This window comes from Janthinobacterium sp. BJB446, from assembly GCF_002735655.1.
Taxonomy (GTDB): domain Bacteria; phylum Pseudomonadota; class Gammaproteobacteria; order Burkholderiales; family Burkholderiaceae_D; genus Janthinobacterium; species Janthinobacterium lividum.
In genome coordinates this window covers 357,958-384,644 of record NZ_PDZK01000004.1, presented here as the reverse complement: position 1 = coordinate 384,644, position 26,687 = coordinate 357,958, and the positions used below count along the sequence as shown (strand labels likewise).

General features: G+C 63.4%; 25 protein-coding genes. 13 read left to right on the top strand and 12 right to left on the bottom strand.

The genetic code is table 11. From position 1 onward, the window contains the following. Positions 1–10 precede the first annotated feature (10 nt). From hemN to CSQ92_RS23750, 10 genes are all read left to right on the top strand, one after another. Positions 11–1,459, top strand: a complete 1,449-nt coding sequence (gene hemN, locus CSQ92_RS23795; RefSeq protein WP_070257883.1) for an oxygen-independent coproporphyrinogen III oxidase — start codon at positions 11–13, stop codon at positions 1,457–1,459. 9 nt (positions 1,460–1,468) lie between these two features. Next, positions 1,469–2,239: a sulfite exporter TauE/SafE family protein gene (locus CSQ92_RS23790; protein WP_099395568.1), complete on the top strand. Its 771-nt coding sequence runs from the start codon at positions 1,469–1,471 to the stop codon at positions 2,237–2,239. 22 nt (positions 2,240–2,261) lie between these two features. Further along, a complete protein-coding gene (locus CSQ92_RS23785) occupies positions 2,262–4,694 on the top strand; it encodes a heavy metal translocating P-type ATPase (protein ID WP_099395567.1) in 2,433 nt (810 codons plus the stop codon). A gap of 2 nt (positions 4,695–4,696) precedes the next feature. After that, entirely contained in the window at positions 4,697–4,873 is a 177-nt protein-coding gene (gene ccoS, locus CSQ92_RS23780; protein ID WP_034782725.1) for a cbb3-type cytochrome oxidase assembly protein CcoS, read from the top strand. Positions 4,874–5,055: 182 nt separating this feature from the next. After that, a complete protein-coding gene (gene ccoN / locus CSQ92_RS23775) occupies positions 5,056–6,483 on the top strand; it encodes a cytochrome-c oxidase, cbb3-type subunit I (protein ID WP_034782722.1) in 1,428 nt (475 codons plus the stop codon). 15 nt (positions 6,484–6,498) lie between these two features. Beyond that, positions 6,499–7,113 (top strand): cytochrome-c oxidase, cbb3-type subunit II, encoded by a 615-nt coding sequence (ccoO, locus tag CSQ92_RS23770; protein WP_034782720.1) that lies wholly within the window; start codon positions 6,499–6,501, stop codon positions 7,111–7,113. A gap of 1 nt (position 7,114) precedes the next feature. Beyond that, positions 7,115–7,318: a cbb3-type cytochrome oxidase subunit 3 gene (locus CSQ92_RS23765; RefSeq protein WP_034782719.1), complete on the top strand. Its 204-nt coding sequence runs from the start codon at positions 7,115–7,117 to the stop codon at positions 7,316–7,318. Next, positions 7,311–8,231 (top strand): cytochrome-c oxidase, cbb3-type subunit III, encoded by a 921-nt coding sequence (gene ccoP / locus CSQ92_RS23760; RefSeq protein WP_070257880.1) that lies wholly within the window; start codon positions 7,311–7,313, stop codon positions 8,229–8,231. Before CSQ92_RS23765 ends, ccoP begins: the two co-directional genes overlap by 8 nt. A 2-nt stretch (positions 8,232–8,233) precedes the next feature. After that, positions 8,234–9,616 carry a cytochrome c oxidase accessory protein CcoG gene (gene ccoG, locus CSQ92_RS23755; RefSeq protein WP_034782714.1) on the top strand — a complete coding sequence of 461 codons (1,383 nt, stop codon included), beginning with the start codon at positions 8,234–8,236 and terminating at the stop codon, positions 9,614–9,616. Between the two features lie 102 nt (positions 9,617–9,718). Then, the gene (locus tag CSQ92_RS23750; RefSeq protein ID WP_034782712.1) at positions 9,719–10,243 is read left to right on the top strand and encodes a FixH family protein; all 525 of its coding nucleotides are present in this window, start codon (positions 9,719–9,721) and stop codon (positions 10,241–10,243) included. Between the two features lie 3 nt (positions 10,244–10,246). Here CSQ92_RS23750 and fnr read toward each other — a convergent pair whose 3' ends face one another. Beyond that, positions 10,247–11,005, bottom strand: coding sequence for a fumarate/nitrate reduction transcriptional regulator Fnr (gene fnr / locus CSQ92_RS23745; RefSeq protein ID WP_034782711.1), 759 nt, complete (start codon positions 11,003–11,005; stop codon positions 10,247–10,249). A gap of 249 nt (positions 11,006–11,254) precedes the next feature. Here fnr and CSQ92_RS23740 point away from each other — a divergent pair, with 249 nt between their 5' ends. Beyond that, entirely contained in the window at positions 11,255–14,329 is a 3,075-nt protein-coding gene (locus tag CSQ92_RS23740) for a response regulator (RefSeq protein ID WP_099395609.1), read from the top strand. 71 nt (positions 14,330–14,400) lie between these two features. Here CSQ92_RS23740 and CSQ92_RS23735 read toward each other — a convergent pair whose 3' ends face one another. The 6 genes from CSQ92_RS23735 to CSQ92_RS23710 all read right to left on the bottom strand — a co-directional run bounded on the left by CSQ92_RS23735 (position 14,401) and on the right by CSQ92_RS23710 (position 18,544). Further along, positions 14,401–15,168, bottom strand: a complete 768-nt coding sequence (locus CSQ92_RS23735) for a TOBE domain-containing protein (RefSeq protein ID WP_052140146.1) — start codon at positions 15,166–15,168, stop codon at positions 14,401–14,403. A 40-nt stretch (positions 15,169–15,208) separates the two neighbouring features. Further along, positions 15,209–15,910 carry a sulfate/molybdate ABC transporter ATP-binding protein gene (locus CSQ92_RS23730; protein ID WP_034782708.1) on the bottom strand — a complete coding sequence of 234 codons (702 nt, stop codon included), beginning with the start codon at positions 15,908–15,910 and terminating at the stop codon, positions 15,209–15,211. A gap of 17 nt (positions 15,911–15,927) precedes the next feature. After that, positions 15,928–16,599, bottom strand: a complete 672-nt coding sequence (gene modB, locus CSQ92_RS23725; protein WP_099389670.1) for a molybdate ABC transporter permease subunit — start codon at positions 16,597–16,599, stop codon at positions 15,928–15,930. Positions 16,600–16,616: 17 nt separating this feature from the next. Next, positions 16,617–17,375, bottom strand: coding sequence for a molybdate ABC transporter substrate-binding protein (modA, locus tag CSQ92_RS23720; protein WP_099395566.1), 759 nt, complete (start codon positions 17,373–17,375; stop codon positions 16,617–16,619). Between the two features lie 203 nt (positions 17,376–17,578). Further along, positions 17,579–17,950, bottom strand: a complete 372-nt coding sequence (locus tag CSQ92_RS23715) for a hypothetical protein (protein ID WP_143450421.1) — start codon at positions 17,948–17,950, stop codon at positions 17,579–17,581. Positions 17,951–18,019: 69 nt separating this feature from the next. Further along, positions 18,020–18,544: a hypothetical protein gene (locus tag CSQ92_RS23710; protein ID WP_143450420.1), complete on the bottom strand. Its 525-nt coding sequence runs from the start codon at positions 18,542–18,544 to the stop codon at positions 18,020–18,022. Between the two features lie 212 nt (positions 18,545–18,756). On the opposite strand from CSQ92_RS23710, the gene CSQ92_RS23705 reads away from it, so the two are divergent. Both CSQ92_RS23705 and CSQ92_RS23700 read left to right on the top strand, forming a co-directional pair. After that, positions 18,757–19,989, top strand: a complete 1,233-nt coding sequence (locus CSQ92_RS23705; protein ID WP_099395563.1) for a putative DNA modification/repair radical SAM protein — start codon at positions 18,757–18,759, stop codon at positions 19,987–19,989. Beyond that, complete coding sequence (locus CSQ92_RS23700) at positions 19,986–21,449, top strand: UdgX family uracil-DNA binding protein (protein ID WP_099395562.1); 1,464 nt, start codon at positions 19,986–19,988, stop codon at positions 21,447–21,449. Before CSQ92_RS23705 ends, CSQ92_RS23700 begins: the two co-directional genes overlap by 4 nt. On the opposite strand, the gene CSQ92_RS23695 is transcribed toward CSQ92_RS23700, so the two are convergent. The 5 genes from CSQ92_RS23695 to CSQ92_RS23675 all read right to left on the bottom strand — a co-directional run bounded on the left by CSQ92_RS23695 (position 21,401) and on the right by CSQ92_RS23675 (position 26,572). Then, positions 21,401–22,414 carry a bile acid:sodium symporter family protein gene (locus CSQ92_RS23695; protein ID WP_099395561.1) on the bottom strand — a complete coding sequence of 338 codons (1,014 nt, stop codon included), beginning with the start codon at positions 22,412–22,414 and terminating at the stop codon, positions 21,401–21,403. The two genes, CSQ92_RS23700 and CSQ92_RS23695, sit on opposite strands and share 49 nt — an antisense overlap. 212 nt (positions 22,415–22,626) lie before the next feature. Continuing rightward, complete coding sequence (locus CSQ92_RS23690; protein WP_034752546.1) at positions 22,627–22,989, bottom strand: BON domain-containing protein; 363 nt, start codon at positions 22,987–22,989, stop codon at positions 22,627–22,629. Between the two features lie 267 nt (positions 22,990–23,256). Then, the gene (locus tag CSQ92_RS23685; RefSeq protein WP_070257872.1) at positions 23,257–24,624 is read right to left on the bottom strand and encodes a sigma 54-interacting transcriptional regulator; all 1,368 of its coding nucleotides are present in this window, start codon (positions 24,622–24,624) and stop codon (positions 23,257–23,259) included. After that, entirely contained in the window at positions 24,621–25,163 is a 543-nt protein-coding gene (locus CSQ92_RS23680; RefSeq protein ID WP_070282968.1) for a hypothetical protein, read from the bottom strand. Before CSQ92_RS23680 ends, CSQ92_RS23685 begins: the two co-directional genes overlap by 4 nt. Continuing rightward, positions 25,160–26,572 carry a HAMP domain-containing sensor histidine kinase gene (locus CSQ92_RS23675; RefSeq protein WP_070257870.1) on the bottom strand — a complete coding sequence of 471 codons (1,413 nt, stop codon included), beginning with the start codon at positions 26,570–26,572 and terminating at the stop codon, positions 25,160–25,162. The genes CSQ92_RS23680 and CSQ92_RS23675 overlap by 4 nt, the downstream gene beginning before the upstream one ends. Between the last annotated feature and the right edge of the window lie 115 nt (positions 26,573–26,687).

Sequence of the window (26,687 nt, the reverse complement as noted above, 5' to 3'; positions counted from 1 at the left end):
CATACACACCATGCCTACACTACTCAGCAGTGCTTCCGCCGACCTGGACGCCGTCGTCGAATTCGACCCGGTCATCATCGGCAAGATGAGCCAGTCCGGCCCGCGCTACACGTCCTATCCGACCGCCGACCGTTTCAATGCGGAATTTGGCTACGGCAACTTCCTCGAAGCGCTGGCCGCCTTGCGCATGCGCGGCGGCCGCCGTCCCCTGTCGCTGTACGTGCACGTGCCGTTCTGCGACACCCTGTGCTACTACTGCGCCTGCAACAAGATCATCACGAAAGACCGCAGCAAGGCCGCTACCTACCTCAGCTATCTGAAACAGGAAATCGCCATGCAGGGCAAGCTGTTTGCCGGCATGAACCAGATCGAGCAGCTGCATTTCGGCGGCGGCACGCCCACTTACCTGAGCGAAAAGCAGATGGACGAACTGATGGCGCACTTGCGCCAGCATTTCGAGTTCGCGTCCGATGAAGACGGCGAATATTCGATCGAGATCGATCCGCGCACCGTGTCGCGCGAGCGCGTGTTTTCCCTGCGCGCGCAAGGTTTCAACCGCATCAGCCTGGGCGTGCAGGATTTCGACGCCGACGTGCAAAAGGCCGTCAACCGCATCCAGCCGGAAGCGGAGACGGTGGCCATCATGCAGGCGGCGCGCGATGCCGGTTTCCGCTCGATCAGCATTGACCTGATCTACGGCTTGCCCAAGCAAAGCCTGGACACCATGACGGAAACCTTGCGCAAGGTCATTTCCGCCAGCCCCGACCGCATCGCCCTGTACCACTACGCGCACATGCCGCACCTGTTCAAACCGCAGCGCCGCATCCTCGACGCCGACATGCCCGACAGCGCCACCAAGCTGGCCATGCTGGGCCTGTGCATCGCGCGCCTGACGGCCGCCGGCTATGTCTACATCGGCATGGACCATTTCGCCAAGCCGACGGACGATCTGGCCGTGGCGCAGCGCCAGGGCCGTTTGCACCGCAACTTCCAGGGCTATTCCACGCGCGCGGAAGCGGACCTGATCGCCTGCGGCGTGTCGGCCATCAGTTCCGTCGGCGCCGTCTACAGCCAGAATGAGAAAACGCTCGACGCGTACTATGAAAAGCTCGACGAAGGCGTGCTGCCGATCGCGCGCGGCATCAAGCTCGATACGGACGATTTGTTGCGCCGTATCATCATCCAGATGCTGATGTGCAATTTCGAATTGTCGATCGCCAGCATCGAGCAAGCGCACCCCGTCAAATTCCGCAGCTATTTCGCCGCCGAACTGGACAAGCTGCGCGAACTGGCGCGCGACGGCTTGCTCGTCATCGAGGAAGACTGGCTGACGGTGACGCCGAAAGGGCGCTTGCTGATCCGCAATATCTGCATGGTCTTCGACCGCTACCTGACCCTGGCGCGCGCCAACACGGCGCCCGACGCCGTGCAGCCGCTGCGCTACTCGAAAACGGTGTAGCGCAGCGCGATGACTGCCCTCAGCCTCGTGCCCATGTTCCTGGTCGGCCTGGCCGGCAGCGTGCACTGCATCGGCATGTGCGGCGGCATCGTCGGCGCCCTGTCGCTGGGCGGGGGCGCACCGGCGGCGCCCGTGCGCCCCGTCATTTCCATCGCCGTGGCGCGCCCCGCATTGCAGACCAGCGTGCAAACGAACGTGCTGCGCGTGCTGGCATACAACGGCGGGCGCATCGGCAGCTACATGCTGGCCGGCGCCATGGCCGGCAGCCTGGCGGGCGCCGGCATGCTGCACCTGGCGTCATTGCAGGTGGCCGGCTACTGGCTGGCCAACCTGATGCTGGTGGCTTTGGGCCTGTACCTGATGGATGCCTGGCGCGGCCTGGCCCACCTGGAAGCGGCAGGCAATGTCGTCTGGCGCCGCGTGCGCCCCCTGCTGAAACCGCTGATGCCGATGGATACGCCGTTCAAGGCGCTGGCCGTGGGCGGCCTGTGGGGCTGGGTGCCGTGCGGCATGGTCTACAGCGCGCTGCTGACGGCCATGATGCAAGGTTCTGCCCTGAACGGCGCGGCCGCCATGGCCGCCTTCGGCCTGGGCACCCTGCCCACCCTGCTGGGCATGGGCTTGCTGGGCACGCGCTTGCGCACGCAGATGCAGCGCCGTCCCGTGCGCATCGCCAGCGGCTTGCTGGTGCTGGGCTTTGGCTTGCTGGGCCTGCTGCGCGCCGCGAATGGCGTGTCGCTGGGCTGGCTCGACGCCCTGTGCGTCACGGGCCATCCATGAACAGACGCATGAAACCAAACCTATGAATGCTGTTTTACAACCCTCCGCCTGCTTCCATTGCGGCTTGCCCGTCCCGAGCGGTTCCAGCTGGAACGTCACCATCGACGACGTGCCGCGCGCCATGTGCTGCCCCGGCTGCGAAGCGGTGGCGCAAACCATCGTCGACATCGGCCAGAGCGCGTACTACCGCGACCGCGATGAATACGCCGTCAACGCGTTTGATGCCACCCTGATGCCGCCCGAGCTGCGCCTGTACAGCAATGACGATGCGCAATTCGCGCGCGACGCCAGCAGCTGCGAAGCGACGCTGTCCGTCGAAGGCATCCGCTGCGCCGCCTGCGTCTGGCTGATCGAGCGCCAGCTGACGCGCCTGCCCGGCGTGCAGGCAGCCAGCCTGAACGTCGCCACGGAGCGCCTGTACGTGCGCTGGAGCCGCGCCGAATGCGAGCCGGGCGACATCCTGCAAGCCGTGCGCCAAGTCGGCTATACGGCCTATCCGTACGACGCCGTGCGCCATGGCGAACGCCTGCAAAAAGCCAGCAAGACCCTGGGCCGCCAGTTGTTCGTGGCCGGCCTGTCGATGATGCAGGTGATGATGTACGTGGCGCCCGCCTATCTGGCCGAGGATGGCACGCTGGACGACAATATGGCCAGCCTGATGCGCTGGGCCAGCCTGCTCCTGACCCTGCCGGCCATCTGCTATTCGGCCATGCCGTTTTTCCAGGGCGCCTGGGCCAGCCTGCGCGCGCGCACCCTGGGCATGGACGTGCCCGTGGCGCTGGGCATCCTGGCGGCCTTTTTCGGCAGCGTGGTGGCGACCTTTACGGGCCGCGGCGAGGTGTATTACGACTCGGCCACGATGTTCATCTTCCTCTTGCTGTGCAGCCGCTATTTCGAGCTGCAGGCGCGCCGCAAGGCCGCCTCGGCCCTCGAGCGCCTGCAGCACGCCTTGCCCGCCTCCGCGTCGCTGATGGCGGGCTTCCCGGACAACCGCGCCACCACGCTGGTGCCGGCCGGCAGCCTGGCCGTCGGTGACGTCATCCTGGTGAAACCGGGCGAGGCGATTGCCGCCGACAGCATCATCGTCGAAGGCACGAGCGCGCTCGATTTATCCCTGCTGACGGGCGAGAGCGCGGCGCAGCGCAGGAAGACCGGCGAGCGGGTGCCGGGCGGGGCGATCAACGCCAGCGCGGCGCTCATCTTGCGCGTGCTGAAACCGGCGCGCGAAAGCACCCTGTCCGACCTGTTGAAACTGATCGAACGGGCCGGCAGCGGCAAGCCGCAGATCGCGCAGTGGGCCGACAAGGTCGCCGCCTGGTTCGTGCTGGGCTTGCTGCTGTTTGCCGTCGCCGTGTTCGCCTTCTGGAGCTGGCACGACCCGTCGCAGGCGTGGCCCGTGGCCATCGCCGTGCTGGTCGTCTCGTGCCCCTGCGCGCTGTCTCTCGCCACGCCGACGGCGCTGGCGGCGGCCACCGACAGCCTGCTGCGGCGCGGCGTGCTGATCGTCCAGCCGCATGTGCTGGAAACCCTGCACCGCGCCACCCACATCGTCTTCGACAAGACGGGAACCTTGACCCTGGGCCGGCCCGTGCTGCGGCAAATCGAGGGACTCGGCAGCATGAGCGAGGACGCTTGCCTGCAGGTGGCCGCCGCGCTGGAAGCGGGCAGCGCCCATCCGCTGGCGCAGGCCATCCTGGCGGCGGCAGGGGAACAGCCGCAGCCGCGCACGCATGCGGAGCAATTGCAGGAAGTGCAGGGACAAGGCCTGGAGGGCATCGTCGATGGCGTGCGCTACCGCCTGGGCAACGCGGCCTTTGTCGCCGCCATCGCCGGGCCGCCGCTGGGCGACACGGCCGTCGGCATGCAGGGCATGACGCCGCTGTACCTGGGTACGCAGGGGCGCTGGCTGACGCGCTTCTTACTCAGCGATGCGCTGCGCCCCGAGGCGCGCGACGTGGTCGCGTATTTCCAGCGGCGCGGCAAGCAGGTCGTGCTGCTCAGTGGCGACCAGGAAGCGCTGACGCAAAGCGTGGCGACGGAACTGGGCATCAACACGGCGTGCGGCGAATGCCTGCCCGATGAAAAGCTCGATTTCGTGCAGCAGTTGCAGGCGACGGGCGCCGTGGTGGCGATGGTGGGCGACGGCATCAACGACGCCGCCGTGCTGAGCGGTGCCGACGTGTCCTTCGCCATGGGTTCCGGCGCCGCTCTGGCGCAGGCGCATGCGGATACCGTGCTGCTGTCGAGCCAATTGGTGTCCGTGCTCGACACGGCGAAAACGGCCGCGCGCAGCATGCGCATCATCCGCGAAAACCTGGGCTGGGCCACCCTGTACAATCTGACAGCCATCCCGGCCGCCGCGCTGGGTTTCCTCAACCCCTGGCTGTCCGGCGTCGGCATGGCTGCCAGCTCGGCCGTCGTCATCGCCAACGCCCTGCGCCTGCGGAAAGCCTGAACATGGAAGCACTCTACCTCCTGATCCCCTTGAGCGTCGTGGTCGTCTTCATCGCCCTGTGGGTGTATTTCACGGCCTCGGACGGCGGCCAGTTCGACGACCTCGTCGGACCGGGCCTGCGCGTGCTGCAGGACGACGATACGACGGCCAAGCCGGCGCCCGGCGAACCGCATCCCTGATTTCACCCGCCCGGATTGCCGGGATCTTGCATGGCTTTTTTGACCGAAATATCACTTTATTTCGATGCCAGTTCGCTACGCTTATTTCATCCGGGGAATTTTGATCCACATCAAAGTTTTTTCGCGGTCAAACACTTACTCTCTGGCCACCATCATAAATAGTAATTCCAGGGAGAGTCTTTGTGGATCAATCGCTGAACTATAACTACAAGATCGTGAAGCAATTCGCGGTCGCTACTGTGGTATGGGGCATCATCGGCATGCTGGTTGGCGTTATCATCGCCGCTCAGCTGGCCTGGCCTGCCCTGAACCTCGACATACCATGGCTGACATACGGACGCTTGCGTCCGCTGCACACGAATGCGGTGATTTTCGCCTTCGGCATCTGCGGCCTGTTCGCTACTTCGTACTACGTTGTCCAGCGCACCTGCCAGGTGCGCCTGTTTTCCGACAAACTGGCCGCCTTCACGTTCTGGGGCTGGCAAGCGGTGATCCTGTGCGCCGTCGTCACCCTGCCCTTGGGCATGACACGCGGCAAGGAATACGCCGAACTGGAATGGCCTATCGCCATCCTCATCGCCGTCGTCTGGATCGCCTACGCCATCGTGTTCTTCGGCACCCTGATCAAGCGCAAGGTCAAGCACATCTACGTGGCCAACTGGTTCTTCGGCGCCTATATCCTGGCCGTGACGATCTTGCACGTGGTCAATGGCGCCGTCATGCCAGCCTCGTTCACCAAGTCGTATTCCGCGTATGCGGGCGTGCAGGACGCGATGATCCAGTGGTGGTACGGCCATAACGCGGTGGGTTTCATCCTGACCGCCGGCTACCTGGGCATGGTGTACTACTTCATCCCGAAACAGGCCGAGCGCCCCGTGTACTCGTACCGTCTGTCGATCGTCCACTTCTGGGCGCTGATTTTCACCTATATGTGGGCCGGCCCGCATCACCTGCACTACACGGCATTGCCTGACTGGACGCAATCGATCGGCATGGTCTTCTCGCTGGTCCTCCTGGCGCCAAGCTGGGGCGGCATGATCAACGGCATCATGACCCTGTCGGGCGCCTGGCACAAGCTGCGCACCGATCCGATCCTGAAATTCATGATCGTCTCGCTGTCGTTCTACGGCATCGCCACCTTCGAAGGCCCGATGATGTCGATCAAGACCATCAACTCGCTGTCGCACTACACCGACTGGACCGTTGCCCACGTGCATGCGGGCGCCCTGGGCTGGGTGGGCTTCATCACCATGGGTTCGATCTACTACCTGCTGCCGCGCCTGGCTGGCCGCACGCAGATGCACAGCACGCGCCTGGTCGACGTGCACTTCTGGGTGGCCACCATCGGCATCGTGCTGTACATCGCCGCAATGTGGATCGCCGGCGTGATGCAGGGCCTGATGTGGCGCGCGGTCAATCCGGACGGCACCCTGACCTACACCTTTGTCGAGAGCGTGAAAGCGACGTATCCGTACTACGTGGTGCGCGTGGCCGGTGGCCTGCTGTACCTGTCGGGTATGTGCATCATGGGCTACAACACCTGGATGACGCTGCGCGGCAGCAAACTCCCCGTCGCCCGCATTCCGGAACTGAACGCGGCGCACGCCTGATAGGAGCGAAAGCAAATGAAATTTTCACATGCATGGATTGAAAGAAACCCCTGGCTGCTGATCGCCCTGGTCACGGTGGTGATCAGCATCGGCGGCGCCGTCGAGATCGTTCCCCTGTTCTTCCAGAAGAGTACGACGGAGCCGGTCGCCGGCCTGAAACCGTACTCGCCGCTGCGCCTGGCGGGCCGCGACATTTACGTGCGCGAAGGCTGCTACAACTGCCACTCGCAGATGGTGCGTCCGCTGCGCGCGGAAACGGAACGCTATGGCCACTATTCGGTCGCCGGCGAATTCGTCTACGACCGTCCGTTCCAGTGGGGTTCCAAGCGCACGGGCCCCGACCTGGCCCGCGTGGGCGCGCGCTACAGCGACGAATGGCACCGCACGCACTTGAACAACCCGCGCGACGTGGTGCCCGAGTCGAACATGCCGTCCTACCCCTGGCTGGCGAAGACCAAGCTGGTGCCTGACGAGATCATGCCGAAGATGCGCGCCCTGAAACGCCTGGGCCAGCCGTACAGCGATGAAGAGATCGCCGCCGGCCCCGCGCAGCTGCAGGACAAGACGGAAGAAGACGCCCTGGTCGCCTATCTGCAAGGCCTCGGTACATTAATCAAAACAAGGAATTAGCATGGCAATCGAAAACCTGTTTGACAGCGCCAGCAGCGTCATGACGGTGGTTTCCTTTACGACGTTCGTGGGCATCCTGTGGTGGACGTTCAGCCGCAGCAACAGCGACTTCGACGCGGCGGCACGCCTGCCGTTCGCTGACGATGCGCTCGACTATCCGGCCGAAGCCGAAATGACCCTGGCGAAGGAGCATAACCATGGCTGACTTTACCAATGGCTTCTGGAATATCTACATCATCGTGCTGTCCCTGCTGGGCATCATCGGCTGCGGCGTGCTGCTGTACTCGCAGTCGAAAATCAAAGTGGTCGAGGGCGCCCCCGCCGACGGCACCACGGGCCACGTCTGGGACGAGGACTTGAAGGAACTCAATACGCCGATGCCGCGCTGGTGGATGTGGTTGTTCTACATCACCATCGTCTTCTCCCTGGCGTACCTGTTCCTGTATCCGGGCCTGGGCAACTATGCCGGCAGCCTGGGCTGGAAGTCGACGGGCCAGTACGAGGAAGAACTGAAGAAGGCGGAAGCCGACTACGGTCCCCTGTTCAACAAGTACCTGAGCCAGGACTTGAAGACGGTGGCCGCCGATCCGCAGGCGCAAGCCATCGGCCAGCGCCTGTTCCTGACCTACTGCGCGCAATGCCACGGTTCGGATGCACGCGGCAACAAGGGCTTCCCCAACCTGACCGACAAGGACTGGCTGTATGGCGGCGAACCCGACGTCATCAAGACCACCATCCTGCACGGCCGCAATGGGCAGATGCCACCGATGGGCGCCGCCCTGGGCTCCGAAAAGGATGTCGAGAACGTGGCCCATTATGTGCTGAGCCTGTCCGGCTCGACCTCGGATCCCGTCAAGTCCGTGCTGGGCAAGGCCAAGTTTGGCGCCTGCATGGCCTGTCATGGCGCCGATGCCAAGGGTAACCAGATGCTCGGCGCGCCGAACCTGACGGACAAGACCTGGCTGTACGGCGGCAGCGCCGATACCATCATGGAAACCGTACGCAAGGGACGCAGCAACACCATGCCGGCCTTCAGCGATTTCCTCGGCGAATCCAAGGTACACGTGCTGTCGGCGTATGTCTGGAGCCTGTCGAATCCGCAGGCACCCGCAAAGTAAAAATGGAACCTCAAGTCATCAAGATGTATGCGGCCCGCGAGCAAATCTACCCTCGCGAGGCCAAAGGACGCTACGCTACCTGGCGATGGGTATGCGTATGGCTTACCCAGCTGGCGTTCTACGGCTTGCCGTGGTTGACCTGGAATGGCAGGCAAGCCCTGCTGTTCGATTTGACCACGCGCAAGTTCTACATTTTCGGCGTCGTGCTGTGGCCCCAGGATTTCATCTATCTGGCGGCCCTGCTGATCATCTGTGCGTATTTGTTGTTCCTCGTCACGGCCATTGCCGGGCGGGTGTGGTGCGGGTTCTCCTGCCCGCAAACGGTATACACGGAAATTTTCCTGTGGGTCGAACGCCGCATCGAGGGCACGCGCAGCGCGCGCATGGCTCTCGACAAGCAGGGCCCCTCCGTGCGCAAGGCGTTCAAGAAGACGGCCAAGCACCTGGTATGGGGCGCCATCGCCCTGTGGACGGGTTTTACCTTTGTCGGCTACTTCACGCCGATCAAGGAACTGGCGCAGTCGGTGACCACCCTCAATTTCGGTCCCTGGGAATGGTTCTGGGTCTTGTTCTACAGCCTGGCAACCTACGGCAACGCGGGCTGGCTGCGCGAGCAAGTGTGCAAATACATGTGCCCCTACGCGCGCTTCCAGAGCGCCATGTTCGACCAGGACACGCTGATCATCACCTACGATGCCAAGCGCGGCGAACCGCGTGGCGCCATGAGCAAGAAGGCCGGCAACAACGACAAGCTGGGCGATTGCATCGACTGTACCCTGTGCGTGCAGGTGTGTCCGACCGGCATCGATATCCGCAACGGCCTGCAGTATGAATGCATCGGCTGCGCCGCCTGCGTCGATGCCTGCAACAGCGTGATGGACAAGGTCGAGCGGCCGCGCGGCCTGATACGCTACAGCACCGACCATGCGATGGAAAACAACTTCAATTCGAAGCAGATACGCCAGCGCGCCATGCGCCCGCGCGTCTTGATCTACACTTCCATCCTGGCCCTGATCATCATCGCCGTGTGTACCTCGCTGGCCCTGCGCACGCCCCTGAAAATGGACGTGATCCGCGACCGCGGTTCGATGGGACGCGAAGTGGAGGACGGCATGATCGAAAACGTCTACCGCCTGCAGATCATGAATACGTCCGAGCAAAGCCAGCATTTTAAAATCAGCGCTTCCGGCTTGCCGGGCCTGACCTTGCTGACGCGCGAAGAAGTGACCTTGCAGCCAACGGAAACGCTGGGCTGGCCGATCCGCCTGCGCGTGCCGCACGGCGTCGGCGAGAAGGGCTCGAACAAGATTGCGATCGAATTGCAATCGCTGGACGATCCATCGCTGCATGTGCGTGAAAGCGCGGTATTCATCGTGCCACGTTAACAAGGAAAGGCGGACGGGGACCGGGTGCCCTCGCCGCCGCCACGAAGTTGCAGGAAGGCCGGTCCCCATGCGGGGACTGGCTGATTAAACAGGAGAAATATCATGTCCGACAGTCTGAAACTGCAAGCACCCGTTGCACCGTGGTACAAGCATCGCTGGCCATGGCTGCTGATGATCGGTCCCGGCCTGTCCGTGGTCGTCGGCAGCTTCATGGGCTATATCGCATTTACGCAGCCCGATGCGCTGGTGGTGGGCGATTATTACAAGCAGGGCAAGGCGATCAACCAGGATTTGAAGCGCGACACGATCGCCAGCGACCTGGCCATGGATACGCGCCTGTCATATGACGTGGCTGCAGCGCGCCTCAGTGGTTCCGTGCACAGCTTCGGCAAGGCTTATCAGGCGCCTTTGCTGCTGCACCTGGCGCATGCGACCCTGCCGGAAAAGGATATCAAGCTGCTGGTGCAGCCCGATGCGGCCGGCAATTTTTCCGTGGCACTGCCGATGCTCGAGCGCAGCCGCTGGCAAGTGCTGGTGGAAAACGACAAACGCGAGTGGCGCCTGTCCGGCATCTGGACCTGGCCCCTGCAACGCAGCATCGCGCTGCACGCGGATGAAGAACTGTAAGTCTTATTTGCAGACGTCCGTACCGGCCGTAATCGCTTTCAACTTGGCCGGCTGCAGGATTTCGATCTCGCGGTTCGAGACGCGCAGCCAGCCTTCTTTCTTGAATTTCGACAATAAGCGGCTGACGCTTTCGATGGTCAGGCCCAGGTAGTTGCCGATTTCCTCGCGCGACATGCGCAGCTGGAAATTGCTGCCCGAATAGCCGCGTGCTTCATAGCGCGACGCCAGGTTGACGATGAAGGCGGCAAAACGCTGGGTCGCCTGCATATTGCCCAGCAATAGCATGACGCTTTGCTCGCGCGTGATTTCCTGGCTCATCATGCGGTGGAAATGACGCAGCAGGGTCGGCATATTGCCCAGCAATTGTTCCAGGCTGGAAAACGGAATTTCACACACTTCGCTGTCTTCCAGCGCCACGGCATTACAGTGGTGGCGGTCGGCGCTGATGGCATCCATGCCCAGCAGTTCACCCGCCATCTGGAAACCCGTCACCTGCTCTTCGCCACCCGGATTGATCTGGTAGGTCTTGAAGTGCCCCAGGCGGATCGCGTACAGGTTCTGGAACGAGTCGCCGATGCGGAACAGCGAGGCCCCGCGCACGATCTTGCGGCGGCGGCCGATGATCTGGTCCAGCCTATCCATGTCGCCCACATCAAGGCCCATCGGCAGGCACAATTGATGCATGCTGCAGGTCGAGCATCGTGCACGCAACGCCTCCACGTTCACGGTGGGCAAGGTGGGAGTGAGTAGCGCTTCAGTCATGTCGGTACCTTTTAGAAAATGCAACAACAAGTTTACTGCATACAGCTGCATACAGGGTTGCCGTATGCCAATTTCACCGTAAATTCGGCGAATAAACGACGTCCAGCCTTTAATTATATGGCAACATCGTCAAAAGCCCATACGGGGCGGGCAATTTGCGCGGCGGCGCTTGCCAAGCTGGGGTATTGATAGGAAAATTCCTGACAGCATTATCTGCCGCCTGTGCCGCCCGGCACTGAAAAGGAAATCATGAAGCCTCTCGGCATTAAAGCAAAAGTCGCGCTGGCCACCAGCCTGACCTCGATCGCCATGATCGCGCTGGTCACCATGATCCAGGTGCAGCACATGCGCGACGACTTCACCCGAGTACTGCTGAGCCAGCAGTCATCCCTGATCAGCCGCACCGCTGCCGAGCTCGACGACAAGCTGGGCATGCTGCTGCAGATTGTCACCCTGACGGCCAGGCAGCAGCCGCCGGAACTGATCGCCCAGCCCGCCAAACTGCGCGAATACTATGCGCGCCGCTCGATGCTGGTGCTGTTCGACGACGTGCTGGTGCTCGACGCGCATGGCGCCATCGTGGCCGACATGCCGGAAGTGACGGGGCGCGCCGGCATCAACGTCGCCGAGCGCGAGTACTTCCAGACCGTCCTGCGCACGCGCCAGCCCATGATTACCGAGCCGATGCTGGGCAAGTCGAGCGGCATGCCCATCGTGCAGATGGTGGCGCCCGTGCTGGCCGCCGATGGCCAGGTGGCCGGCGTGGTGATCGGCGTGCTGCGCCTGTACAAGGACAATCTGCTGGGCCGCCTGCGCTCGGAAAAGATCGGCAAGAGCGGCTATTACTTCATCCTCACGCGCGGCGCCGTGCCGCGCTATGTGCTGCACCCCGATACCAGCCGTTTGCTGCAGCCGCGCAAGCCGAACGCCAACCTGACGACCACCCAGCTGCTGAAGGAGGATGGCGAAGGCAGCATGGTCAGCACCAACAGCCGCGGCATCACGGCCGTCAACAGCTTCAAGCGCCTGAAATCCGTGAACTGGCTGCTGGCCGCCTCGCTGCCCGTCGAGGATGCCTTCGAACCGTTCGACGGCGTACTGTACCGGCTGGTGCTGTGGAGCATCCTCGCTTCGCTGCTGGCCGCCTTTGTTCTGGGCTTGGTTACCGTGCGCCTGCTGTCGCCGCTGGTGCGCCTGCGCGACACCCTGCTGGCCCTGCGCACCAGCGGCAGCCGTTTCACCCCCGTGCCGGTACAGCAGCGCGACGAGATCGGCGAACTGACGGAAGCGTTCAATGGCCTGATGAGCGAACGCGACCGCCTGCAGCAGGAACTCGAAGCGCGCGCGGCGGAGCTGGAGCAGGAACGCGACCGGGCCGAGGCGGCCAACCGCGCGAAGAGCGATTTCGTGGCCAACATGAGCCATGAAATCCGCACGCCCCTCAATGCCGTGCTGGGCATGGTGTATTTGCTGGGCAATACCAGGCTCGACACGGAACAGCGCAAGTACCTGACCATGGTCAGAGTGGCGGGCCAGTCGCTGCTGGGCATCCTCAACGATGTGCTCGACTATTCGAAGATCGAGGCGCGCCGCATGGAATTGTCGCCCGTCGAATTCGACCTCGATGAAGTCATGAATACCCTGGCCACGACGATGACCATGAATGCGGGCGAAAAGGAGCTGGAACTGGCCATCGCCGTCGAGCCCGACGTGCCGCGGCGCCTCGTGGGCGACGCCCAGCGCCTGCAGCAAATTCTCGTCAACCTGGCCGGCAACGCCATCAAGTTTACCGAGAGCGGCGAAGTGGTGGTGGCCGTCAGCCTGGCCGAAAGCGAAAACGGGCGCGCCTGGCTGCGCTTCGAAGTGCGCGACACGGGCATCGGCATGACGGAACTGCAGCAACAGCAGCTGTTTGCCGCGTTTTCGCAGGGCGACCAGAGCATCACGCGGCGCTTCGGCGGCACGGGCCTGGGCCTGGCCATCAGCAAGCAGCTGATCCACATGATGGGCGGCGACATCGCCGTCGCCAGCAGCGAAGGCAAGGGCAGCCGCTTCTGGTTCAGCGTGCCCTTCGAGATGCTGGCGCAGCCGGCCGAAACGCGGCGCACGCCGGCCCTGGGCCAGCTGCGCCTGCTGGTGGCCGACGACAACCGCACCACGCGCGAACTGATCGTCAAGCTGATCGAGGCGTGGGGCTGGCTGGCCGACGAAGTGGACTCCGGCTTTGCCGCCATCGAACTGTACCGCGAACGCCTGGCGCAGCAGCAGCCGTATGATGTGGTGCTGGCCGACTGGCACATGCCCGTGATGGACGGACTGGCCACGGCCAAGGCCATCCGCCAGGCGGCCAGCGGCCAGCGCCAGCCCATCGTGGTGATGGTCAACGCCTTCGCCCGCAACCACCTGGAGGAAATCTCCAGTGCGGCCGAGGCCGATGTCGTGCTGATGAAGCCGATCACGGGCTCCAGCCTGTTCGATGCCCTGCACCAGGCGCTGATCGCCAAGAATGACGGCGGCGAGCAGCGCATCCTGCACCAGCCGCTGGGCACGGAACTGGCCGGCGTGCATTTCCTGCTGGTGGAAGACAATCATTTGAACCAGGCCGTGGCGCGCGGCATCCTCGAACACATGGGCGCCACCCTGGACGTGGTGGGCGACGGCTTGCAAGCCGTGGAACGGCTGCGCACGGAAGCGCTGCGCTACGACATCGTGCTGATGGACATGCAGATGCCCGTCATGGACGGTTTCAGCGCCACCCACATCATCCGCACGGAACTGCGCCTGAACCTGCCCGTGATCGCCATGACGGCCGGCGTGCTGGCGTCCGAGCGCGAGCGCTGCATGACGGCCGGCATCAGCGACTTCATCGCCAAGCCCGTGGTGGTGGAAGAGATGATGGAAGTCATCCTGCGCCACCTGCCCAAGCGCCCGCAAGTGCAGGCGGCCGAGCCGGTACGCGTCGCCGATGAAGAAGTGTTTTCCATGGCGCCTCTGATGCGCGTGATGGGACGCGACGCGAAGGGGCGCGGCGTGCTGCGGCGCATGGTGGAAGACGCGCTGAACAAGGGCATGACGCCCGTGCGCGACGCCGAAACAGCGTTGCAATCGGGCCGCCACAGCGACGTGGCGCGCATCCTGCACGGCGTGCGCGGCTCCGTGGGCACCCTGGGCACGAAACGCCTGATCCGCGCCGCGTTCGCCACCGAGGAAGCCATCGACGCGGGCCGCCTGGACGATGTGCCGGCGCTGCTGGCGCACACGGCGCAGGAACTGGAGCAGGCGCTGGCGGCGGCGACGGATTGGTTGTCCAGGCTGAAGGATTAAGCTCGTTTGAACCCAAGAGATAAAGGCCGGGGTCGTACCCTCAGGGTAGGACCCCAGTCCTTGCTTTGGGTTTAGGCGGGCACGCCCAGAATCACGCTGGATGCCTTGAAGATCGCCGTCACGCTGCTGCCGATGGCGATGCCCAGGTCGGTGCTGCTCTGGTTGGTGATGATGGCCGCAATCGTGCCGCCGCGCGGCAAGTCCAGCACCACTTCCGTGTTGACGGCACCCGTCTGCACCCGCGTGACGGTGCCGGCCAGCTGGTTGCGCGCGGAAAAGCGCGCGCCTTCGCTGTCCGCCACAAGGATGATGGACGAGGCCTTGATCAGCGCAAACGCTTCCGCGCCCGGCACCAGGCCCAGGCTTGCGCTGCTGCCTTGCGTGACGATGGCGACGATCTGCTGGCCGCCGGGCAATTCCAGGGTGACTTCGTCGTTGACGGCGCCCTGTTTCAGTTCGGCCACCTTGCCCAGGAATTGATTGCGTGCCGTGGTTTTCATGGCCATTCTCCGTATGAGTAAAAGATCGTCGGCGATACCTTCCGCCTGGCTGCCCAGCTGGCGCAGGTAGCGGGCATGCTCACGCTCGATGATGCGGAAATTGTCGACCAGCTGGCGCCCCCGCTGCGTCAGCCGCGTGCCGCCGCCGCCCTTGCCGCCCGTCAGGCGCTCGACCAGCGGCTCGCCGGCCAGGTTGTTCATCGCGTCGATGGCGTCCCAGGCCGCCTTGTAGCTCATCTTCACAAGCTTGGCCGCCTGCGTGATGGAGCCACATTCGGCGATAGCGCCCAGCAATTCCACCCGGCCGGCACCGCCCAGGTTTTCTCCGCCCACCGTCATCCATACCGAGCCTTGCAAGCCGATTTCCGCTGCCGCTGATTTATCCAATGCGTTCACCCAATGCCATGTGTTCTTCCCTGTTATCGATCTGTCCGTCGCGCAAGTACAGCACATGCTCGCCCAGGATGCGCGCATCTTCCGGATCGTGTGTGATCAGGATCATGGGCACGTCCAGGCGCTGCTGCCATTGGCTCAGTTCCAAACGCATTTTGACACGCAGGGCCGGATCGAGGGCGGCAAACGGCTCGTCGAGCAGCAGCGCGGCCGGCTCTGCCACAAGCGCCCTCGCCAGCGCCACCCGTTGGCGCTGGCCTCCGGACAACTCGTCGGGAAACTGGTGCGCCAGTTCCTGCAAGTGGAAGGCGTCAAGCCAATGCTCGACCTTCTGCAATTTTTCGCGCGCGCGCGGATTGAACCAGCCCCGCGCCAGGCCAAATCCCACGTTCTGGCGCACCGTCAGGTGCGGGAACAGCGCGTAATCCTGGAACAGGTAGGCGACATTGCGCTGCTGCGGCGGCAGGTTGATGCCGGCGGCGGCATCGAACAGGGTGCGCCCGTTCAGGCGGATATGGCCCGCGTCAGGCGTGAAGAGTCCGGCAATGGCTTTCAGGGTCATGCTCTTGCCGGCGCCGGACGGGCCATACATGGCGATGCGCTGGCTATCGGACGTGCATTGCACTTGCATGTCGAAGCGGCGTTTGCCGGAGCGCAAGGTGGCGCGAATGTCGAGGTCGAGTTGCATAGGCGTCATCATAGCCGTCATTTGTGCGCGATGCGCCCGGGCGCCAGGCGGCCAGCCGACAACAGCACCACGATGCAGACAAAGGAGATAATCAGGACCAGCGTATTGGCCACGTCATCCTGGCCCGCCTGCACGGCTTCATACACGGCCACCGACAGGGTTTGCGTCTTGCCGGGGATGCTGCCGGCCACCATCAGGGTGGCGCCGAATTCGCCCAGCGCGCGCACGAAGCCCAGCAGCACGCCGGCCAGGATGCCGCGCCAGGCCAGCGGCAAGGTCACGCGGAAAAAGATCGCCAGTTCCGAAATGCCCAGCACGCGGGCCGCCTGCTCCAGTTGGCCATCGACGGCTTCGAAGGCGGCGCGCGCCGGCTTGAAGACGAGGGGAAAGGCGACCACGGTGGAAGCGATCACGGCGCCCTGCCAGGTAAAAATCAGGTTGATGCCGAAGCTGTCCTGCAGCCAGACGCCCAGGGTGCCGCGCCGGCCCAGCAGCACCAGCAGGTAATAGCCGAGTACGGTGGGCGGCATCACCATCGGCAGGGTCAACAGGGCGTCGAGCAGCTCGCGCCCGGGAAAACGCGTGCGCGCCAGCAGATAGCCCGTGCCGATGCCGAGCAACAAATTGAGCGCCGTGGCCCACGCCGCCACCTTGAGCGACAGGGCCAGCGCGGTCCAGGCGATATCCATGCAGGCGCCTACCTGTATTATGGTTTCTTGAAACCGTACTTGGCCAGGATGGCTTGCGCCGGCGCCGTCTGCAGGTAGCTGACGAAGCGCTTCGCTTCGGCCGCATTGCTGCTGCCCTTGATGGTGGCGATCGGATACAGCACGGGCGCGTCCAATGGCACGTCCAGCACCACGTTGACCTTGTCTTTCATGATGGCCGCGTCGGTGGCGTAGACAAAGCCCGCATCGACTTCGCCGCGCGCCACATAGTCGAGCGACTGGCGCACGTTCTGCGTGCCAATGGCCTTGGTCTGCACGGCATCCCACAAATTCGCCTTTTTCAGCGCGCCTTCGGAATAGCGGCCGACGGGCACGCTGGCCGGATTGGCGATGGCCACGCGGGTCACGCCCTTGTGCGTGAGGTCGCTCAAGCTCTTGATGCCCAGCTTGCTGTCGTGCGGCACGATCAGCACCAGGCTGTTGCCGACGAAGTCCATGCGGTCGGCCGGCAAGACGAGGCCCTGCTTTTGCGCCGCATCCATGGTTTCCTGGTCGGCCGAGGCAAACACGTCGACGGGCGCGCCCTTGACGATCTGTTGCAGCAGCACGCCCGAGGCGGCAAAGTTCAAGGACACCTTGCTGCCCGGATACTGCGCCTCATAGCTTTGCGCCGCATCCTTGAACGCATTCGTCAGGCTGGCCGCGGCCGACACGACCACTTCGCCGGCAAAGGCGGAGCTGGCGGCAGTAGCGAGAAGAGCGGTGCCAAGCAGGCGGGCGAGGGAGGTCAGGCGCATGGTCGTATCCTTGTAAAGTGAACGGTGAACAAGGACCGTAATATACACTTATATATAGCGTTCTGCCATCGCGTGGGTCAAGCAATGGCAAATCGGCAAAAGAGGAAAATGCAGCCGGCGCCGGGAGAGGACAGGCCGGCTGCGGTACGCCGATGAAGCGTGACGACACCCAGCCGATCAATTTCACCGCTCAGATGAAGCGATCAATTCCTGCCCAGCCTCTCAAGCAAGACCTGTTTTTGCGCGGGCGATGCGGAACTGGTCTTGATGCCTTGTATTTGCGCCGCCTGCCTGTCTTCCGGCATCGCCGCAAACCGTTGCGCATATTCCTCCACCAATGCGGCATTCCCGCGCAGGGCTCCCGCATACAGCCAGTAATTCGCTGTGGATACTTCGCCTTTTTTCAAATATCCCTGGCGCAGTTCGGCAATGGCCTTGCCATCCCCATCGATCGCCCGCTGCTCCAGCGGCGTCACGGCAGGTTCCTCACCGCTCGTACGCCGCTCCTGCATGACCCAATACGCAAAAAGAACCAGCAAAACGGCTCCTATGCCCAGTTTTATTTCCAGCTTCATGGCCTCAGCCTCCTGCATTGCAAGTACCTAAACATCACGCCATGCCTGTCTGCGAACCCGTGCATGCCGCTAGCGGATGCGCAAGCTGACGACTTCCGAGACGACGCGGCCAAAGGGACAGCGTCCCTCTGGCGATATGCCATAAATGGCCCGTATGCGATACGTGCCGGCCTTGGATACAGCGTAGCGCCGCTCGAAATCGTGGAACTTTCTTCCCCACTGGTAGCCTTTTTCCAAAGAGACCTTGTCATCTGTCTCAATTATTTTCATTTCCGGCCCCAACCAGTGTACCCGCTGGTTTTTTTCATTGAGCACCTCGAAACGCAGCCAATAGGATTCCAGTTCCATGAAGGACGGCAAGTGCAAGGTATCTCTGCCGGTATTCGCCACCATGATGGTCACGCCAACAGGTTCGTGTGCGGCGGCGATGGTCTTATCCAGCACGACGCTCATCTGCAATGCGCCATTTTTTTTATCGCAGGCGTTTGTGGAGACGGCAGAGAGCTTGGGCAGGATGTCGCTTTGCGCGAACGGGCTCTGGAAGCAAAGGACGAGAAATAATAAAACGAATTTTTTCTGGGATAGGCTGAACATGGGAGTGGATCGGAGGTATTTTTGGCTAAGAGCCTCACAGAGTGAAACGCCAGCCAACATTGATATCTTAGCACCATATTTCATTACTTATATGCAATGTCCTTACCGTTTGCAGGCCATTCCTGACTGGCCAAAAAACGCAGCCTCTTGCGCACTATGTCGCACCGCATTCCTGATATACTGTATATAAACACAGTATATCGAGGTGCACCATGGAATTGACGGACAAGCTGGAAATCCTGGCCGATGCGGCCAAGTACGACGCGTCCTGCGCCAGCAGCGGCGCGCCCAAGCGCGATTCCATCGGCAAGGAGGGCTTTGGCGCCACCTCGGGCATGGGCATTTGCCACAGCTATACCCCGGACGGGCGCTGCGTCTCGCTGCTGAAAGTACTGCTGACGAATTACTGCCTGTACGACTGCCAGTACTGCGTCAACCGCCGCAGCTCGAACGTGCCGCGCGCGCGGTTTACGGTGGCCGAGGTGGTCAAGCTGACGAGCGACTTTTACCTGCGCAACTACATCGACGGCCTGTTCCTCAGTTCCGGCATCATCCAGTCGGCCGACTATACGATGGAGCAGCTGGTGCAGGTGGCACGCGAGTTGCGCGAGGTGCACCAGTTCCGCGGCTATATCCATCTGAAAACCATCCCCGACGCCGATCCCGCCCTGATCGCGCAGGCGGGCCGCTATGCCGACCGGCTCAGCGTCAATATCGAATTGCCGACGCAGGACAGCGTGCAAAAGCTGGCGCCGGAAAAAAGCGTGCATACGATCAAGCTGGCCATGGGCGCCATCCGCCGCAAGCTCGATGAGAAAGCGGAAGAACCGAAGTCGCCGCGCTTCGCGCCGGCCGGGCAAAGCACGCAGATGATCGTCGGCGCCGACGCCAGCGACGACCAGCAAATCCTCTCCACGGCTGAGACTCTGTATGGCAGCTACAAACTCAAGCGCGTGTATTACTCGGCCTTCAGCCCCATCCCCGACAGCCCGAAAAGCGTGCCGCTGGCACCGCCGCCCATGCTGCGCGAACACCGGCTGTACCAGGCCGACTTTTTACTGCGCAGCTATGGTTTCCAGGCCAGCGAACTGCTGCCCGCCACGGGCGGCAACCTGGCGCTCGATATCGATCCGAAACTGGCGTGGGCGCTGGCGCACCGCGAACATTTTCCGCTGGACTTGAACCGCGCGGCGCAGCACATGATCGCCCGCGTGCCCGGCATCGGCCTGCGCAACGCGCAGCGCATCGTCGACCTGCGCCAGTTGCGGCAAGTGCGCTACGCCGACCTGTCGCGTCTGCGCTGCAGCATGAAGAAAATCGCCCCCTTCATCATCACGGTCGACTACTTTCCCGCGCGCGACACCACTGCCTCCGAACACCTGCGCCGCGCCATGGCGGAAGCGCCGCAGCAGATGAATTTGTGGCCGGAGCTGCAAGCCGCATGAGTACGGTGGTGCGGCTGGCGCAATCGTTCGACGAGTGGCGCGCGGCCGCGCGCGAACTGATCGCGCGCGGCGTGCCGCCTGCCGACGTTGCCTGGCAGTCACAGCCCGGTGATGGCGACCTGTTTTCCTCGACGCCAGATGCGACGGATACCAGCGCGCCGTTGCTGCGCCTGCCCCGTTCCCTGGTGGAATTGCTGGAAAGCGCCGCCTGTTTCAACGTGCATGACCGCTGGGCATTCCTGTACCAGGTGCTCTGGCGCTGGCAACTGGGCCAGCACGATGTACTTTCTCCCGCTGACGCGGACGGCGCGCGCCTGCACGCCATGGCCAAGGCCGTGCGCCGCGAAGAGCACGACATGCATGCGTATGTGCGCTTCCGCGAGCGGGCGGAAAGTGAGGGCGCACCCCGCTTCGTCGCCTGGTTCGAGCCCACGCACGACGTGCTGCCGCAGGTGGCGCGCCACTTCGCCCGCCGCATGGGATCTGCCAGCTGGATGATCGCCACGCCGACCGCCAGCATGCTGTGGGATGGCACGACCTTGCATGCGGGACCGGCCCTGCTGAGCGGCGCGGCCGATATCGACGATGCGGGCGAAGCCCTGTGGCTGACCTACTACCGCAGCATCTTCAATCCCGCGCGCGTCAATGCAGGCCTGCTGCGCAGCCATATCCCCTCGCGCTTCTGGAAGAACTTGCCCGAAGGCGCCATCGTGCCTGCCATGCTCAGCGGCGCTGCGAATGGCGAACGGCGCACGGGCCAGACGGCCAGCGTGGGCCAGCGCAGCGGCGCCACCATGATCCCGGTCTCCGCCGAGCGCGCCCAGCCCGCGCGCGAACTGCCCACCACCCTGGACCAATGCCGCCGCTGCACGCTGTGGCAGCACGCCACGCAAGCCGTGCCCGGCACGGGGCATTCTCAGGCGCGCATCATGCTGGTGGGCGAGCAGCCGGGCGACCAGGAAGACCTGGCAGGCTTGCCCTTCGTGGGCCCGGCCGGCGCGCTGCTGGACCAGGCGCTGCGGGAAGCGGGCATGGCACGCGACAGCGTGTATCTGACCAATGCCGTCAAGCATTTCAAGTGGGAACCACGTGGCAAGCGCCGCCTGCACAAGACGCCAGCGCAGCGCGAGATCCTCGCCTGCCATGGCTGGCTGGAAGAGGAATTGGCTAGCGTGAAACCGCAGGTGATCGTGGCGCTGGGCAGCACGGCATTGAAATCCATCCTGCAGGACGGCGCGGTGAGCATGACGCCGCTGGTCGGCACGCCCATCCGGCACGATGGACGCTGGGTGGTCGCCGTATATCACCCGTCGTATGTGCTGCGCGCGCCGGATGAGGGGAGCCGGCGGCAGGCTTACGAAGTGATCGTGGCGGGGTTGCGGCAGGCGCTGCTGCTAGGGCAGGATAGCCATCACAGCGTTGAAGCCGGCACTTCCTGCCCCTCATCGCGCCGCGCATAGCGTTGCGCGATCACGGCGCAGATCATCAGCTGAATCTGGTGGAACAGCATCAGCGGCAAGATCACCATGCCCAGCGAACGCGTGGAAAACAGTACCTTGGCCATCGGTACGCCGCTGGCCAAGCTTTTCTTCGAGGCGCAAAAGACGATGGCGATTTCATCTTCCTTGTTGAAACCCAGGCGGCGGCTGATGAAGGTGGAAATGCCCAGCACCAGCGCCAGCAGCAGCAGGCTGATCAGGCCCAGGGCGACCAGGGTTTCCACCGAAATCGTATGCCACAAGCCTTCGCTGACGGCTTCGCTGAAGGCCGTGTAGACCACCAGCAAGATCGAACCCTGGTCGACATATTTCAGGGTGGCTTTATGGCGGTCGACCCAGCGGCCGATCCAGCGGCGCAGGAACTGGCCGGCCAGGAATGGCAGCAGCAGCTGCATGACGATGGACAGCACGGCGTCCACCGACGACTTGCTTTCCGCGCCCTTGGCTACCAGCAAGCCCACCAGGATGGGGGCGAGGAAGATGCCGATGAAGTTCGAGGCCGAGGCGCTGCAAATGGCGGCCGGTACGTTGCCGCGCGCCATGGCCGTCATGGCGATCGAGGACTGCACGGTGGAGGGCAGGGCGCACAGGAACAAAATGCCCATGTACAGGTCGGGCGTCAGGAAGGTCAGCGCCAGCGGACGCAAGGCCAGGCCCAGCAGCGGAAACAGGACAAAGGTGCTGGCCAGCACCAGCAAATGCAGGCGCCAGTGCATGGCGCCGGCCACCACGGCTTCGCGTGACAGCTTGGCGCCATGCAGGAAGAACAGGGCGCCGATGGCAACCGTGGTGATATTGCCGAAGACCACGGCCGTCTGGCCCGTGCAGGGCAGGAACGTGGCCAGCGCCACGGTGACGAGCAGGGCGATGGTGAAATTATCGGGTTTCAGATTGCGCAGCAGGGCAGCGGGAGAAAAAGAAGACATGCGGTAGCCTGGTAACGGCGCAGCCTTGCAACAGCATGCTGTGCCGGGGATGACAAACAGCGCCGGGAGCGGCGCCAGTGCTGGCTATTCTACCTGTATTGCCCAATTCCTTGCCTGATGGCATGGCCTGGCTTTTCGGCGCAAACCGGGCGGACAAAAAAATGCCCTGTCCGCAGACAGGGCAACCCGGAGTAAAGTACAGCGCGAGGGGATTAACCGGCGGCTTTGACTTTCAGCTCGTTCTTGATTTCTTTCACGCCGCTCACGGAAGCGACGATCTGCACGACGCGGTCACCCGCTTCGGCGCTCGGCACGTCGCCCGACAGGACGACCACACCTTGCTGGGTTGCTACCTTGACTGGCAGGGCAGCGGCTTGCGCATCGGCGCTCAGGGCGGCCTTGGCCGAGGAAGTGATGGTTTCATCAGGGACGGCAGCGGCAGCGTTGGCGGCCACTACGGTGTCAGCAGGAGCTTGTGCTTTTGGGGCGGAGTCAGCTGCATGCGAAGCGGTGATCGAGGCGCCCGACAGTACGATAGCGGCAACCAGGGTATTGAACAGTTTCGATGTTTGCATGGTAGTTCCTCTCAATGAAGTTAAAAGCTTCTTACTTGGATAAAGCAACACTTTGAAGCGTCACATCTACCCATACAGCAAGCACCGTGCCAGCTTTTAAATTTCCTTGAAAATCAACGACTTACATTCTAACTCGATTTTTCCAGCCCGTTTCAGACGGATCTGGCCGAAAAAACGGGGCTTTTTGTCGCCTGACAGCGACAGCTTGTGGCAAGACCGTCAATGTTTTACGCCAAGCCCCTGATTTTCAAGGCTTTATTTTTGTCGCTATTCAGCGACAGGGTCGCCGTCAAGCCGGAACAGGGCCGGCGTCAGCTCGTATTTCTGTAATAAACGATAGAACTCCGTGCGGTTGCGGTCGGCCAGGCGGGCCGCGTCGGCCACGTTGCCATCCGTCAGGCGCAGCAATTGAATCAGGTAGTCGCGCTCGAAGCGCTGCTTGGCTTCGTTGTAGCTGAGCGCCTCCAAGGATGGCACGCGCAGCGCGCGCTGCACCAGGGACAAGGGCACCAGCGGCGCCGTGGCCAGCGCGCACACTTGCTCGACGACATTGACCAACTGGCGCACATTGCCGGGCCATGGCGCGGCCACCAGGGCAGTCAAGGCGTCAGGGGCGAAGCCATTCAGGGGTTTCTGGTACTTGGCCGCCAGTTTCTGCAGGAAATGATTCGCCAGCAGGGAGATATCTTCGCGGCGCTCGGCCAGCGGCGGCAGGGTCAAGGTCACCACGTTCAGGCGGTAATACAAGTCTTCGCGGAATTGCCCCTCCTGCATGGCCACGTCCAGGTCGCGGTGCGTGGCGGACAGGAGCCGCACGTCAACCGGACGCGTCTGGTCGGCGCCCACGGGGCGCACGGCCCGTTCCTGCAGCACGCGCAGCAGTTTCACCTGCAGCGGCAAGGGCATGTCGCCGATCTCATCTAAAAACAGGGTGCCGCCATCGGCCGCCTGGAACAAGCCTTCACGATTGCCGACGGCCCCCGTAAACGAACCCTTGACGTGGCCAAACAGTTCCGATTCCAGCAGCTGCTCGGGAATGGCGCCGCAGTTGACGGCAATGAACGGCGCCTTGGCGCGGCGGCTGGCGTTGTGCAGCGCGCGCGCCAGCAATTCCTTGCCCGTGCCGGAGGGTCCGCGGATCAGGATGCTGGCGTCCGATCCCGCCACCAGCTTGGCTTCGGCCAGCAGTTCGGCCATCTGCGAACTGCGGCTGATCAGCTCGGCACGCCAGCTCTCGTCACCGGACGCTGCGGCCGGCATGACGGTGGACAAGTTGATGGCATACGCCACTTTTTCCATCAGCAGCTTGCCGTCGAACGGCTTTGTCAGATACGCAAACGCGCCGCGCGCCGTCGCGTCGACGGCGTCGGGGATGGTACCGTGCGCCGTCAAGAGAATCACGGGCAGGGCCGAATGCTGGCGGCGGATTTCATCGAACAAGGCCAGGCCGTCGCGGCCCGGTAATTGCACGTCGGTAATGACCAGGGCCGGCAATTCCACGGCCAGGCGCGCCAGTGCCGCTTCCGCGCTGCCCACGGCCGTCACGCGATAGTTGCCCGCCTTCAGGCGGATGGTCAGCAGGCGCAGCAGGTCGGGATCGTCGTCGACCAATAGAATGTGGGCGTGCTCGCTCATTTCGGCGCTCCCGCGGCGGGGCGCACGGACAGGCTGCGCTCGATGTTTTTCAGTGCTTCCAGTTTTTCATTGAGCTGGTCGATGCGGCGCTGGGCGTCGCGCAACTGCGTGTTGAGCTTGTCGATGCTCTCTTCCTGGCGGCGCAGCTCCGCATACTGGCTGCCGAGCAATTGCGCCAGCGGCGCCAGCAATTGCGCGTCCTTGCCCGTGGCCGTGGCCAGCGGTTCCAGCAAGGCTTGCGCGCGGGCCAGGTCGCCGGGACCGCGCAAGGCCGCTTGCAGCATGGCGCGGCGTAGCGTGTTGTGCGGCGCGTGATCGGCCTTGGCCAGGTCCAGCTGCGCTTTCACCAGTTCCGACGGCGTCATCAGGCGCAAGGCGCCTTGATACGCGAGCAATTCGGTCAGCTGGGGATCGGCCACCACCACCACGCGCGGCGGCGTTTGCACCAGCACGGGCGTCTGGATGGGGGGCTTGGCGGCGCAAGCGCCCAACAGCAGCGCGCTGGCGGCCATGCCGGCCAGGGAAATTCTCGTCATCATAAGGGCAGTTCTATCCGAAAATGCGCGCCGGCGGGGCGCGGTAAAAGAGTGACGCTGCCATCGTGGGCGGCGATATATTCGCGCACGATGGACAGGCCGATGCCATTGCCGTTGCGCGCGCCGGCCGCCTGGCGCACTCCCTGGTAAAACGGTTCAAAAATCCGCGCGGCATCCTCGGGCGCCACGCCGGCTCCCTCGTCGATGCAGTCGATGCGCACGCGGCCGCCTTCGCAAGACAGGGTAAACCGTACGGTGCCGCCTTCCGGGCTGAAGCGCACGGCATTCGACAGCAGGTTCGCCAAGGCCGTCGCCAGCTTGTCGCGGTCGGCCTGCACGATCAGGGACTCGCCCTGCACCTCGACCGTCAAACGGCGCGCCAGCCATTGCAGGCGCTGCCCGGCCACCACATCTTGCAGCAAGACCAGCAGATCGACCTTGCTGTGCGCCAGGTGCTGGGCGTCAAAAGCGGCGGTATTGTAGCGCAGCAAGTCTTCGATCTGGGTTTGCAGCGAGGCCGTGTTTTGCTGCAGGATGCCGGCGATTTCGCGCTGGCTGTCGCTGAGCTTGCCGGCCACCTCGTCTTCCAGCAAGGCCACGCCTTCGCGCAGGGCTGCCAGCGGCGTTTTCAGCTCATGCGAAATGTGGCGCAGAAAACGCTCCTTGTCGGCATCGAGATCAGCCAGGCGCTGGCGCAGCCAGTCGAGCTGCTGGCCCAGGCGGCGCGTATCGGCCGGTCCGCCGACGACGATGGGCTGGTCGTAGCGCTTGTCGCCCAGGCGCTCGATAGCCGTCTCGATGCGGCGCAGCGGGCGCGACAGCAGGAAGCCAAAGCAGGTGGCCAGCACGGCCGCCAGCAGCACGGCGCCGCCCACCAGCACGCCCAGCAGGCGGCGCTGGCGTTCCAGCTCGGCCAGCAGGGCGTCGTTGCGGCTGCCGATTTCCGTCTTGCTTTCGCGCGCCAGGCTGTCATTGATCTGCGTCATGCGGGCAAACGCGCGGTACACGACGGCATGGCCATCGCGCTTGCGGCGCTTACCCGCTTGCAAGACTTCCCACGCCGATTGCGCCTGCACCGTCCATTCGTCGGCCAGCTGGGGAGCGAACTCGGGCGTGGCCCGGTTTAGCACTTGCAGCGCCGCCGTCGCTTCGTCGCGGGCCGCCGCGTAGCGCTCGCGGAACACGGGGTCGTCGAGCACGAGGAATTGGCGTGCGCTGCGTTCCATGGCCAGCGTGCGCTCGGACAGGCGCTGCGACTGTTCCGTCAAGGCAATCGCCTGCGCCGCCGTCTCGCGCCCCAGCCGCGCCAGGTGTTCCAGGGTCAGCAGGGCTTGCACGGAGGTGGCCGTCAAAATGCCCGTCGTCAAAATGAAGGCGGCAAATAACAGTTGGCGAAAGGAAAGTCGGGACAAGGTAGGCGCCTTCGGTTCAGTCTGGACAGTAAAAGGCGCATGGTACGCTAAGCTTTCATTCGGAGACGCCACCCACCCTGGAATGATCAATTTTACAACACTGTCGCTTTTCCAG